Source organism: Cellulosimicrobium cellulans (assembly GCF_016921195.1).
In the GTDB taxonomy this organism is placed as follows: Bacteria; Actinomycetota; Actinomycetes; order Actinomycetales; family Cellulomonadaceae; genus Cellulosimicrobium; species Cellulosimicrobium cellulans_F.
Window position 1 is genome coordinate 343,664 of the sequence record NZ_JAFGYF010000003.1, and the last position, 12,525, is coordinate 356,188.

Annotated in this window: 11 protein-coding genes; 3 read left to right on the plus strand and 8 right to left on the minus strand. The window is 76.0% G+C overall.

Annotated features, from left to right (window positions below):
* Positions 1-44: 44 nt before the first annotated feature.
* Positions 45-1,460: a Na+/H+ antiporter NhaA gene (gene nhaA, locus JN535_RS09645; RefSeq protein WP_307868504.1), complete on the plus strand. Its 1,416-nt coding sequence runs from the start codon at positions 45-47 to the stop codon at positions 1,458-1,460.
* A 400-nt stretch (positions 1,461-1,860) separates the two neighbouring features.
* Here nhaA and JN535_RS09650 read toward each other — a convergent pair whose 3' ends face one another.
* The gene (locus tag JN535_RS09650) at positions 1,861-2,409 is read right to left on the minus strand and encodes a DsbA family protein (protein ID WP_307868506.1); all 549 of its coding nucleotides are present in this window, start codon (positions 2,407-2,409) and stop codon (positions 1,861-1,863) included.
* A 359-nt stretch (positions 2,410-2,768) separates the two neighbouring features.
* On the opposite strand from JN535_RS09650, the gene JN535_RS21535 reads away from it, so the two are divergent.
* Positions 2,769-3,887, plus strand: coding sequence for a D-alanyl-D-alanine carboxypeptidase family protein (locus tag JN535_RS21535; RefSeq protein WP_205205317.1), 1,119 nt, complete (start codon positions 2,769-2,771; stop codon positions 3,885-3,887).
* 15 nt (positions 3,888-3,902) lie between these two features.
* Here JN535_RS21535 and JN535_RS09660 read toward each other — a convergent pair whose 3' ends face one another.
* The 3 genes from JN535_RS09660 to JN535_RS09670 all read right to left on the minus strand — a co-directional run bounded on the left by JN535_RS09660 (position 3,903) and on the right by JN535_RS09670 (position 6,734).
* Complete coding sequence (locus tag JN535_RS09660) at positions 3,903-4,184, minus strand: acylphosphatase (protein ID WP_205205318.1); 282 nt, start codon at positions 4,182-4,184, stop codon at positions 3,903-3,905.
* On the minus strand, positions 4,181-4,657 hold the full coding sequence (locus JN535_RS09665; RefSeq protein ID WP_115942194.1) for a dsRBD fold-containing protein: 477 nt from the start codon (positions 4,655-4,657) through the stop codon (positions 4,181-4,183). Before JN535_RS09665 ends, JN535_RS09660 begins: the two co-directional genes overlap by 4 nt.
* 73 nt (positions 4,658-4,730) lie before the next feature.
* Positions 4,731-6,734, minus strand: a complete 2,004-nt coding sequence (locus JN535_RS09670; RefSeq protein WP_205205319.1) for a thioredoxin domain-containing protein — start codon at positions 6,732-6,734, stop codon at positions 4,731-4,733.
* 99 nt (positions 6,735-6,833) lie between these two features.
* Between JN535_RS09670 and JN535_RS09675 the strand changes: the two genes are divergently transcribed.
* Positions 6,834-9,101: a serine/threonine-protein kinase gene (locus JN535_RS09675; protein WP_205205320.1), complete on the plus strand. Its 2,268-nt coding sequence runs from the start codon at positions 6,834-6,836 to the stop codon at positions 9,099-9,101.
* A 66-nt stretch (positions 9,102-9,167) separates the two neighbouring features.
* On the opposite strand, the gene JN535_RS09680 is transcribed toward JN535_RS09675, so the two are convergent.
* The 4 genes from JN535_RS09680 to JN535_RS09695 all read right to left on the minus strand — a co-directional run bounded on the left by JN535_RS09680 (position 9,168) and on the right by JN535_RS09695 (position 12,400).
* The gene (locus JN535_RS09680) at positions 9,168-9,626 is read right to left on the minus strand and encodes a hemerythrin domain-containing protein (RefSeq protein WP_307868507.1); all 459 of its coding nucleotides are present in this window, start codon (positions 9,624-9,626) and stop codon (positions 9,168-9,170) included.
* A gap of 158 nt (positions 9,627-9,784) precedes the next feature.
* On the minus strand, positions 9,785-10,588 hold the full coding sequence (locus tag JN535_RS09685) for an amino acid ABC transporter ATP-binding protein (RefSeq protein ID WP_205205322.1): 804 nt from the start codon (positions 10,586-10,588) through the stop codon (positions 9,785-9,787).
* Entirely contained in the window at positions 10,585-11,514 is a 930-nt protein-coding gene (locus tag JN535_RS09690; protein WP_307868508.1) for an amino acid ABC transporter permease, read from the minus strand. Before JN535_RS09690 ends, JN535_RS09685 begins: the two co-directional genes overlap by 4 nt.
* A 7-nt stretch (positions 11,515-11,521) precedes the next feature.
* Positions 11,522-12,400, minus strand: a complete 879-nt coding sequence (locus tag JN535_RS09695) for an ABC transporter substrate-binding protein (RefSeq protein WP_205205323.1) — start codon at positions 12,398-12,400, stop codon at positions 11,522-11,524.
* Positions 12,401-12,525 lie beyond the last annotated feature (125 nt).

Genomic DNA, 12,525 nt, shown 5'->3' on the forward strand with positions numbered 1-12,525 from the left:
CCGACGCCGGGGGCGTCGCCCGTCCCCGACCACCCGGAGGCCCCGTGACCGAGCCCGCTCCGCCGTCGTCGTTCCCGATCGTCCGCGTCCCCGCGCGGCCAGGGCCCCCGCTGCGCTTCCAGCTCCGTCCCGTCGCGCCGTCCCTGCGCTCGTTCCTCGCGACGGAGGCGGGTGGCGCGGTGCTGCTCCTCGCCGCGACCGTCGTCGCGCTCGTCTGGGCGAACTCCGCCTGGTCCGGCGCGTACGACGCCCTGTGGTCCGCGACGGCGGGCTGGCACGTCGGACCGTGGTCGTTCGAGATGGACCTGCACCACTGGGTCAACGACGCCGCGATGGCCGTCTTCTTCCTCGTCATCGGGCTCGAGATCAACCGCGAGGTGACGAGCGGCGAGCTCCGCAACCGGCGGACCGTCGCCGTGCCCGCGCTCGGCGCGCTCGGCGGGCTCGCCGTGCCTGCCCTCATCTACGTCGCGTTCAACGCCGGCTCCCCCGCGCAGCACGGCTGGGGCATCGTCATGTCGACCGACACCGCGTTCCTCGTGGGGATCCTCGCCCTGTTCGGGCCTCGCTGCCCCGACCAGCTCCGGCTCTTCCTCCTCACCCTCGCCGTCGTGGACGACATCGGCGCCATCACCGTCATGGCGCTCTTCTACACGGACGACCTCTGGCTCCCAGGTCTGCTCGCCGCGGCCGTGCTCGTCGCGGGGATCCTCGCGCTGCGCTGGCTCGGCGTCTGGCGGCTCACCCCGTACGCGCTCGCCGGGATCGCGCTGTGGGGCGCCGTCTACGCCTCGGGCGTGCACGCGACGCTCGCGGGAGTGCTCGTGGGCCTGCTCGTCCCGTCGCGCTCGTCGCGGCCCGTCGACGTCGCGGTCGTGCCCAAGTACGCCAAACGGCTCGCGCAGGAGACGACGGCGGAGCGCGAGCACCTCACCGAGCTCGCCGCGCGCGCGGCCGTGCCCACGAGCGAGCGCCTCCAGCGCGTGCTGCACCCGTGGAGCGCGTACGTCGTCGTGCCCGTCTTCGGCCTCGCGAACGCGGGCGTGCAGCTCGACGCCGAGTCGCTCCGGACCGCGGCGACGTCGCCCGTGACGATCGGCGTCGCCGTCGCGCTCGTCGTGGGCAACGCCGTCGGCATCTTCGGCGCCGCGACGCTCGCCCTGCGCCTCGGACTCGGCGACCTCCCGGGGCGCGTGCGCTACTCCCACCTGCTCGGCGGGGCCATCCTCGCCGGCATCGGCTTCACCATCTCGCTCTTCATCGCGGAGCTCGCGTTCGACGACGAGGCGCTCATCGAGCAGGCCAAGATCGGCATCCTCGCGGGCTCGCTCGTCGCCGCCGTCCTCGGCTCCCTCGCGCTCCGGTTCGTCGGCGAACGCTGGCCCCTCTGCTCCCCGGGCGCCGACGGCCCCCCGCCCGAGCTTCCACCCCTCCCCTGGCGCCCGCCCGCAACCCCCTGAGCGCCCCACCTCCGCCGAGGTAGAACCATGGTCGGGTCTCAGGCCCGCGCGCTGCGAGCCGCGACAGCAGCGCCCCGCGGCAGCGCGGCAGCCCGGCACTCTCGTGCGGCGACCGGCTCGACCAGCGGGAACTGTGCCGGCGAGACCGACACCGCGAGCGGTCGCCCGGGCGATCGACGACCAGGGCGAGACGACGCCGGGCGGGGTGGGTGGTGGTGCCGCGTCGTGGCGGGCCTGGCGGGAGCCGCGAGGAACGAGCGACGGATGGTAGACGCGGCACCACCACCCACCCCGACCACCCAACCCGACCACACGCCGTCGAGCACAAGAACCACGGCTCTACCTCACGCAACCACGGCTCTACCTCGCGCGACCGCGGCTCTACCTCGGCGAGCGGGTCCTACCTCGGTGGGGCGGCGGCCTCGATGGCGGTGCGGAGGCCGTCGGCGGTGACGCGGCCTCGGTAGCGGACGCCGTTGACGAACAGCGTCGGGGTGCCCTGGACGCCCACGGCGAGGGCGTCGGCATAGTCGCGCTGCACCGGTGCCGCATGCTGCTGCGCGGCGTCCCCCACGACGGACGCTCCGTCGAGACCGAGCTCCTCGGCGCGGTCGACCAGGCCGGCCTCGCCGAGCTGGTCCTGGTGCTCGAACAGCGCGGCCTGCATCTCCCAGAACCTCCCCTGCGCCGCGGCGGCCTCGACCGCGAGCGCCGCGGAGAGCGCGTGCGGGTGGAGCTCGAACAGGGGGAAGTGCCGGAACACGAGCCGCACCTGGCCGGCCGAGGCCTCGACGACCTGCCGCAGCACGGGCGCGGCGGCGGCGCAGTACGGGCACTCGAGATCACCGAACTCGACGATCGTCACGGGCGCGTCCGGGTTGCCGAGCACGTGCGCGTCGGCGGGGACGAGCTGGTCGGCCGGGATCGGGGCTGCGGTCTGCTCGCTCACGCCGCCCAGCATGGCACGGGGCGGACGCGTCGCACCCGGCGAGCGGCCGGTCGACGAGGTAGCCCTGCGCCCCGACGTCCTCGACGGAGAACGCCATCTGCCGCACGCCGTCCGGTCCGAAGCCGGTGCGGACCGGACGCGCGCTCCCCGAGGTCCGACTCGCTCGTGCTGACGAGCCCACGTGCCCTCGCAGCAGAGCACCAGGTGTGTCATGACCCCTCCCCGTCTCGCCCCGAGCGGTCGCTCGAGGCCCCGTCTGGGGAGGGTCCGGCGGGGTTCGTGATGCTTCGGTGAGCGTCTCCCCGCTCACGCGCGGAACGGTCCGGGGGCCTGTGCCGGGTGGCGTAGGTTCTGGCGATGTGACCGTCACGAGCACCCCACCCTCCACCGACCCCTCGGGCTACCCGACCGGGCGGGAGCGGCGGCACGCCCGGGGCACGCGCCGTCGACGCGGCGTCTGGGTCGCGGTCGTCGTGACGCTCGCGCTCCTTCTCGGCGCCGCCGGGGGCGGGCTGGTCTGGTACCGGGGGTCGACGTACGACGAGCTGGCGGCACGGACCACCGTGGCCCAAGAACTGCTCACGACCTCCGACGGCAAGGTGGCCGACCCCGCGGTCCGGGCGGAGCTCACCGCGGAGGTCGACGACGCGCGCGCCCTGCTGGGCGCGTCGTTCCTCGATCGGATGACCACCGGGACGACGAGCGCGACCCTGTCGCTGGAGCAGGCGTCACAGGCGGTGCACTCCTCGATGCTGGAGCACGCGCGTGCCGAGGTCGAGGCCGCCCGGACGAGTCTCGCGCCGGTCCAGGAGCAGGGCGAGAAGGTCTACGCCGCCACGGAGGGCCTGGGCGCCGACGAAGCGGTGCGCACCCGGCTCCGGGAGGCGCTCGACGCCGCCGCGACGACGTCGGAGAACGCCGGGAGCGGTGCGTCTGGGGACGACCTCGCCGCGCTGGAGCAGGCGGTGCTCGACCTGGAGGCGGACCTCGCGACCGTCGCGACCTCGACGGAGGAGATGTCGGCCGCGCAGGACGCCGTCTCCTGTCCCGCACCGGACCAGGTGTGGGACCCGGACGGCGGGCGCGTGCCCGACTCCGCCCTCGCCCCGATCCCGTGGTCCCCGTCGGACCGCGTACGCGCCGACGTGCTCGACGGGCTCGTCGCCCTGGACGCCGCCTACGTCGAGCGGTTCGGCGTCCACCTGACGATCAACTCGTCCTACCGCACGTACGAGGAGCAGGCCGAGCTCTACGACCCGTCGTCGCCGATCGCGGCGCCGCCCGGTTGCTCGAACCACGGCCTGGGGTTCGCCGTCGACCTGGGCGGCGGCGTGCAGGCGTTCGGCACCCCGCAGTACGAGTGGCTCAAGCAGAACGCCGAGACGTACGGCTGGACGCACCCCGACTTCGCCGAGCCCGACGGACGCGTGCCGGAGCCGTGGCACTGGGAGTCGGTGCTGGCGCGCGCGGAGGACTGAGCCGTCCGCAGGGCGTCAGGACGCCGGCGGCGCCGCCGGGCCCGCGTCGCGGTCGACGTCCACGCGGGTGACGCGCCCCGGCGTCGGGCCGTCGCGCAGCCACGCGACGAGCCGCTCGACCGCGTCGTCCGCCCCGGTGGCGACCACCTCGACGGTCCCGTCGGGGAGGTTGGTCGCCGTCCCCTCCAGCCCGAGCACCGCGAGCCGATCGCGGGTCGCCCAGCGGAAGCCGACGCCCTGCACGCGTCCGTGCACGACGGCCCGCACGCCGGCCGGCGCGTCGGAGGCCCCGCTCACAGGTGCACGTGCGCCGGGACGCCCGTGGACGACTCGATGTCCGACTCGGCGTCGTCGAGCAGCCGGTCCGCGAGCCGCCGCAGCGCCCGGCCGACGGCGATCTCGTCGCCGATGAGCGGGACGTCCAGGTCGTGCGGGTCGCGGCGCGCACGCCCGACCGTCCGCAGGTGCTCCGGTGTCTCCGCCACGAGCACTGCCTCCGCCGTCGTGCGGCCCTCCGACTCGACGACGCTGACCTGCACGCGCCAGACCTTCGTCGTGTCGGTCCCGCCGCCGTTCTCCGCCCCGGGCACGTGCTCGACGTAGCTGTCCGACCCGGGGTAGACGAGCGTGCGCTCGCCCGTGTCCGTCCATTCCACGAGGTACGGGGGCGACCCGTCCTCGTGCCGCAGCTCGACCACCACCCCGTCGCGCACCGCTCCGCCGACGACCCCCGAGGCGGTCACGATCCTGTCCCCGACCGATGCCCTCATGGCTCCTCCTCGTGCCGCACCGCTCTTCCATCATGCGACCGGCTCGGGCCCGTTGCACCCCCGGGGATCCGGGTCAGCCGGCGAGCTGGGCCCGCAGCCCGTCGGGGTCGTGCGCGGGGAGCCGGCACACGAAGTCGGCGCACAGGTAGGCGCCCGGGCCGCGGCCGGCGAGCAGGTCGACGCCGTCGACCGCGAGCGCCGCGGCGTCACCGGGCGTCACGGCGAGCAGCAGGCCGTCCGGGTGGTACCAGTCGCGCGCGACCTCGCGGAACGCCTCCCGAAGGTCCGGGTCGGCGACGAGCACGAGCTGGTGCGGCGGCTCGGCGAGCCCGACGGCGACGCGCAGCACCCCGGCCGCGCCGAGCGGGTGCTCGCTCGCGGTCGGGGACGACGCGACCTGCGCGCGGGCGGCGTCGCGGTAGCGCGCCTCGCCCGTCGCGAGGTGCGCGAGCAGCGCGGCACGCGCGGCGGCCGTCGTGCCCGACGGGACGGCCCCCTCCGACGCGTCCGCGGCGGCACCGGCCGCGAGCCCGAGGTCGGTGAGCACCGGGTCGGTGCCCTGCGGGGGCCGCAGCTCGCCGTCCGCGCCGACGGTCGCGTCGACGAGGCGCAGCCCTTCGCGCACGTACCGGGCCTCTCCCGTCAGGCCGCCGAGCACGAGGAGCGCGGTCGCGAAGGCGCCGTGGTCCTCGAGCGTCGCGACGGCGTCCGAGGCGATCCCGCCCTCCGACGCGCGCACGAGCGTCCCGTCGGCCCGGACGTGCGTGGTCAGCAGCCGGTCGGCGGCGGCGCGCGCGGCGTCGGTGAGGTCGGGGAGGCCGAGGTGGTGCCCGGCTCGGGCGAGCGCCTCGATCGCGAGGCCGTTCCAGCCGGTGAGGACCTTGGTGTCGAGCCGGGGCGGCTCGTGGTGCGCGCGCTCGGCGGGCGGGAGCAGGTAGTAGCCGCCCTCGACGCGCTCGCCGTCGACGACGGACTCCGAGTCCTGCGCGCTCGCGAACGCGCCGTCGGCGAGGCGCAGCACGCGCAGGAGGAAGCGCCCGACGTCGGCCGCGACCCGCGCCGCGCCCTCGCCCGGGTCCGGGCTCCCGGGGGCGGGCGCGGGCGTGCGGAGCGGGCCGTCCACCGGCGTGGTGCGCCGCAGCACGGCGAGCGTCGTCGTGGCCGAGAGGAGCTGGGCGTTGTCGTAGAGCATCCGCTCGTAGTGCGGCTCCGACCAGTCGGGCCGGGTCGCGTACCGGAAGAACCCGCCGTCGACGTCGCGCAGCGGGCTCGCCGCCATCGCGTCGACCGTGCGCCCGGCCAGAACGAGCGCCCGCCGCGCGACCTCGGGGTCCACGACCGACGACGCGGCCACGTCGAGCAGGAGCTCGAGCGTCGGGACGACGGGGAACTTCGGCGCCCCGCCGAACCCGCCGTGCACGCGGTCCTCCGCCGCCTCGAGCCGGTCGACGACGGTCCGCGCGTGGTCGGCGAGCCGGCCGACCGGCCCGTCGTCGGTCGCGCCCGGAGCGCCAGGCTCCCCCGGCACGGCGACCGACGTCGCCGCGGCCCGCGGGACCCCCGTCCGCCGCCCCGCCGCCGCGTCCCGGAGCGCCGCGCGGATCGTCTCGCCGGTGTCGACGACCTGCTCGCGCCGCTGCTCCCAGGCCTGCGCGACGGCGTCGAGCACGTCCCGGAACGCGGGCCGCCCCGCCACGGGGACGGGCGGCCAGTAGGTGCCGGCGTAGAACGGGGCGCCGTCCGGCGTCGTGAACACCGTGAGGGGCCAGCCCAGGTCGGGCGTGAACGCGCTGGCCGCGGCGAGCAGGCTCGCGTCGACGTCGGGGTGCTCCTCGCGGTCGACCTTCACCGCGACGAAGCCGCGCGCGAGCAGCGCGCCGATCGCCGGGTCGGCGAAGCTCTCGCGCGCCATGACGTGGCACCAGTGGCAGGTCGCGTAGCCGACCGACACCATGACCGGCACGTCGCGGCGCCGCGCCTCGGCGAACGCTCCGGCGCCCCACGGGTACCAGTCGACGGGGTTGTCGGCGTGCTGACGCAGGTACGGGCTCACGGCGTCGGCGAGGCGGTTCACCATGCCGTCCAGCCTGCCAGGTCGGCGCGGCGCTCGCGGGGCGGGAGACCGGTCGGAGTTGTCTGCTACGTCCAGGAGCGGCGCGCTTGTAACGTTGCGCCCATGCCCGGCCCCGAGCAGTCCGCCCTCGCGGTGGCGACCGACGACGACACCGGCCCGACCACCCAGGCTCCCGCCGCCCACGCCGGGCCGAGGCCCGCCGCGCCCGACGTCTCCGTCCGACCCGCTGCCGCTCGCGACGTCGAGCCGAGGCCCGCGCCGCTGCCGCGCCGGCCCGTCCGCCAGGTGCCGGCGAGCGGCGACCGGAAGGGCCCGTTCACGCTCGCCGAGGTGCTCGGGCACGGCGGTTTCGCGCACGTCTACCGCGCCACGGACGCGGGCGGCGCGGCGGTCGCCGTGAAGGTCCTCACGGGCCTCCAGGAGGGCTCGCGCGACCGCTTCGTCCAGGAGGCGCGACTGCTGGAGGCGGTGGGCGGGCGCGGCTTCCCCGCGTTCGTGCGCTCCGGCCTGGACGACGAGCAGCCGTGGTTCGCCATGGAGCTCGTACCGGGCACCACGCTGCGCGACCACGTCCGCGCGGCCGGCCCGCTGGACGGCCCCCGGGCGCTGCGGCTCGCCGCGCAGGTCGCGGAGGCGCTGCTCGTGCTGCAGGAGCAGCACTGCGTGCACCGCGACCTGAAGCCCGCCAACATCATGGTCGACGGCGACCGCGCGGTCCTCATCGACCTGGGCATCGCCAAGATGTTCGACACCGCGACGTCCACCCAGCCCGTCGGGACGCTCGCGTACATGGCGCCGGAGCTGTTCGGCCGCCGCGTCCACCCCCGCTCGGACGTGTACGCGCTCGGCCTGCTCCTGGTCTTCGCCACCACGGGCGTCGTGCCGGCGGACCTCAACTTCCTCGGCCGCGACCTCGAGGCCGACGACCTCGTCCGGGAGGTCCCCGACGACCTCGTCGGGGTGCCCGCCGGGATGGAGCTCGCCCCGGCCCCCGCCGAGCTGCCCGAGATCGACCCCCACCTGCAGGACCTGATCCTGTCGATGACCCGCTACCAGCCGAACCACCGCCCCGCGCTCGAGAGCGTCGCCGCGGTGCTGCGCGCCCGGCTCGCCGGGGAGGCCGCCGACGACACCCTGCTCCTCACCGCACGGATCGTGGCCGACGGCGCCACCGCGGCGGAGCGCGCGCTGGGCCCCGCCGGCGGGTTGGCCGCCGCGACCGGCGCACCCGTCCGCGCCGAGCGGGCGGCGGAGGTCGCGTCGCTCGGCACGGTGTCCGACGCGGCCCGCGCCCGGGAGCCGTGGCACGCCCTCGTCTACGACGCGACGCTGATGAGCGTGCTGGCCGAGGTGCACGGCGACGGGTTCGACGGCGCGGCCGCCGAGGTCATCGCGGACCACGTCGCGAGCATCGGCGCCCACGTGGCCGACGGCCGGACCCCCGCCGAGCTCAAGGACTGGCTCTGGCAGGCGATGCGGTGGCAGCCCGCGGCACCGCCCGCGGGGCACGCCGACACCCTGCGCGGGTGGCGCGAGTACCGCCGCCCGACGCACCCGGTGCTCCCGGTGCGGCGCCCCGGCGCCGAGCCCGTGGCCCGGGTCGCGCGGTCGCGGACGGACGGCCCCGTCCCCGTCCCGGCGTCCGGCGCCCCGGACGCCCGCGCCTGGCCGGTGCCGGTGCAGCGCGTCTCCACGCTCGGCCGCGGCCCGTCGGCGCGGTCCCGGGCGGAGCCGGTCCCACCTGCGGTCGCGCGGACCCGCGTGCTGGACTCCCCCGACCTCGTCGCCACGCAGGCCGGCCGGCCGGTCCCGCCGTCGGTCCCGCCGCGCCGGAGCCCGGTCCAGCACCTCGGCCCGACGCCGCCGTCGCCCCCTGTGCGTCCGGGGTCCGCCCGGCCACGGATCACCGGTGCGGCGGTCACGAGCACCCCGGCCCCGCACGCCGCCAGCGCGTCCGCGGCCACGCCGGCGCCGCACCAGGCGGCGGCCACGGCGTCCGCCACACGGTCCGCACGGCCCTCCCGACCGGCCGCGTCGTCGACCTGGGGCCGTTCCCGGGTCGGAGCCGCGCTCCTGCGAGCGCTCCCGCGCGTGCTCGCGCTCCTGGCGGTGCTGCGGACGCTGTGGCTCGTGCCCGACGGCGCGGCCCGGCACAGCGAGCCGTTCGTCCCCCTGCCGCCGCAGCTCCTGGAGAGCCTGCGCGTCTCGGTCGACCTGGCACCGCTCGCCGACGGCCCCGTGCTCGCCCTGGCGGCGCTCGCGGTGGCCGTGGTGCTGCGCGTCGCCGGGCAGCGCACGCGGACGTGGCCGTACGTCCTCGTCACGTGCGCGTCGGTCGCGGCCACCGTCGTGCTCGTGCTCCGAGGCTGACGGGGGTTCGGGCCGGGTGGGGCGGCGCCGCGGCGCCCTCCGACCGCGGTCTCGGAGCGCGTGGGCTCAGAGCGGCCCGAGCACGTCGTCGCGCGGTGCCCTGAGGTCCAGCACGGCGAGTACGCCCCCGAGCGCGCGCTCCTCGTACCGGAAGTGCGACTCCATGATCGCGCCCACCCCGTCGAGGTGACGCACGACGGCGTCCCGCGACGCGAGGGGGTCCGTCGCCTGGTCGAGCGCGCGCTCGAGGTCCGCGACGAGGTACGCGATCATGCCGTGGTCCTGGCGCAGACGTCGCAGGACGTCGGCGAGGTCCGGATGCCGCTGCTCGAGCTCCGGGAAGAGCACCGCGTCCTCGGCGGTGTGGTGCCGCGTCAGCGCGGTGCAGAACCCCCGGCAGTAGACCAGCAGGTCGGCGACCGGACCGGCCGGGCTCGCGTCGTCGTCGTGCGCCGTGTCCCGTACCAGCTCCAGCGCGCGTCGCAGCCGTCCGTGCACGGCCCGCATCTCGTCGTACCAGGCCACGAGCCTGGCCTTCTCGCCCTCACTCACCGGTGAGGAACGAGGAAAGGGCCCGTGCCGTCACGGCTCCCCCTTCCGGGTTCGGCGCCTCCATGCCTGACGCGGTCCGCCACCGGCACGCGACGCTGGGCGCGACCCTACCAACCCGGTGCGGCCGGCGGTCAGGCGTGCAGCCGGCGGAGGAACGCGCGCGTGCGCTCGCGCTGGGGATCGCCCAGCACCTGCTCGGGCGTGCCGCGCTCGTGGACGCGGCCCTCGTGGAGGAAGCAGACCTCGTCGGCGACGCGGCGCGCGAAGCCCATCTCATGCGTCGCGACGAGCATCGTGCGCCCCTCGGCGCGCAGCTCGGCGAGCAGGTCGAGCACCTCGCCGACGAGCTCGGGGTCGAGCGCCGAGGTCACCTCGTCGAGCAGGAGCAGCTCGGGCCCGTTGACGAGGGCGCGCGCGATCGCGGCGCGCTGCTGCTCGCCGCCCGAGAGCTGGTCGGGGTACGCGGTCACCCTGTGCCCCAGCCCGACCCGGCCGAGCATCTCGACGGCCGCCGCCTCCGCCTCCGCGCGCGCCCGCCGGTGCACGAGGCGTGGCGCGAGCGTCACGTTGTCGAGCACGGTGAGGTGCGGGAAGAGGTTGTACGCCTGGAAGACCATGCCCATGCGGGCGCGGACCCGGTTGGCATCGAGCCGCGGGTCCGCGACGTCCTCGCCGTCGAGCAGGATCTGCCCGTCGTCGACCTCCTCGAGGAGGTTGACCACGCGCAGGAGCGTGGACTTGCCCGAGCCGGACGACCCGACGAGCACGACGCACCGGTGCGCGTCGACGTCGAGGTCGATGCCGTCGAGCACGACCCGCCGCCCGCCCGGGACGCCGGGTGCGGGGAAGGTCTTGCGGACGCCGCGCAGCGCGAGCAGGTGGTCTGTGCCCCCGTCCTGCGGGGTCGCGTCGGAGGGCAGGACGAGCCCGCTCATCGGATGTCCCCCGCCCCGCTCACGGTCGCGAGCGACCGGCCCCAGCCTCGGCGTGCCTGATACGCGTCGACCGCGCGCGTCAGCGGGAACGACACGAGGAAGAACAGGATCCCCGCGACGACGTAGGGCGTGAAGTTGTAGCTGCCCGTCGTCGCGATCTGCGCGGCACGGATCGCGTCGACCGCGCCGAGCACGGAGATGAGGCCCGAGTCCTTCTGGAGCGAGACGAGGTTGTTCGCGAGCGGGGCGGTGACGTTGCGCACCGCCTGCGGCAGCACGACGCGGCGCGTCGTCTGGGCGCGCGTGAGCCCGAGCGAGCGCGCCGCCGCGACCTGTGACGGGTGCACCGACTCGATGCCCGCACGGAACACCTCGGCCAGGTACGCGGTGTAGGTGAGGACGATCGCGAGCGCCCCGAGGAAGGCGCCCGACGTCGGCAGCCACTCGAGGCGCAGCGCGGGGAGCCCGAAGCCGACGAGAAGCAGGACGAGCAGGAGCGGCACCCCGCGGAAGAGGTCGACGTACGCGGTCGCGAACGCGCGCAGCGGGAAGAGCGCCGGGATGCGGCTCGTGCGCGCGATCGCCAGCCCGAGCCCGAGCAGCGTCCCGACGACGCCCGCCACGACCCAGACGCGCAGGTTGAGCCACAGCCCCTCGAGGATCGCGGGGAGCGACTCCCAGGCCATCGCGGGGTCGAAGAAGGCGGTCCGCGCTCGCTCCCAGCCGGGTGCGTTGACGACCACGAGCACGACCGCCGCGACGACGAGCACGGTGCTCACGAGCGCGACGAGGAGCGAGCGGCGGCGCTGCGCGCGCCGGAAGGCGGCGCGGTCGAGCGCGAGCGGCGACGGCGACCACGCGGTGGTCGGGACGCCGGCAGGCGCCTCGCTGCGCCCAGGCGGGCGCGCGTCGTCGGGCACGGTCACGGCCGGGTCACTCGAGGACGGGGATGTCGTCCGACTTGAGCCACGTCGTGCGCAGCTCGGCGAGCGTGCCGTCGGCCTCGAGCTCGTCGACGGCCTGGGTCACGCAGTCGGTCAGCGCGGAGTCCAGGTCGAGCACGAGCCCGTACTGCTCGACGACGCCCTGGTCGGGCAGCGTCCCGATGACGACGGAGTCCGGGAAGTACTCGGTCGACGCGGCGACGCCCTGGTCGACGTCCATGACCATCGCGTCGATCGTCCCGGACTGCAGCGCCTGCATGCCGTCCCCCGCCGCGTTGTACGGCGAGATGTCCGCGTCCTCGCCCCAGGCCGCCTCGGCGAGCGTGAGGCTCGTCTGCGCGGCGGTCACGCCGATGCGCGCGCCGTCGAGCTCGGCGAGGGTCGTCGCGCCCGCGTACGGGCCGTCTTCCATGACGATGACGCCCTGTCGCGTCGTGAGGTACGGGCTGGAGAAGTCGACGGCCTGCTTGCGCTCGTCGGTGATCGACGTCTGGTAGGCCGCGACGTCGAACGGCTTCACGGCCGGGCTGATGATCTGCTCGAACGTCACGGTCTCCCAGACGACGTCGTCGGCCGCATAGCCGAGGCGGTCGGCGACCGCGTAGATCAGCGCCGACTCGAAGCCCTCGCCCGAGTCGTGCTCACCGATGTACCACGGCGCGTACGCCTCGCCCGCGCCGACGGTCAGCACGCCGTCCGTGAGCGTCGGGAGCGCGCCGGGCTCGCACTGGGCGGCGTCGGCCGAGGCGCTGCCGCTCGGGCTCGCGGCGTCGTCGCCGTCGCCTCCCGACGAGCAGGCCGTCAGCGTGAGCGCGGCGACCGCCGTGACGGCGGTGAGGACGGCGGGACGGGGACGCAGACGGCGCATGGTGACCTTCCGGGTGTCGGGCGCCCGCGGGAGTGGTGGGCGCCGGCCACTGACGATAACGCCGGGCCGTGGGCCGTGGCTTCCCCCGGCCGCGCCCCGCCGGGTGGGGCGCGTCACAGCGCGAG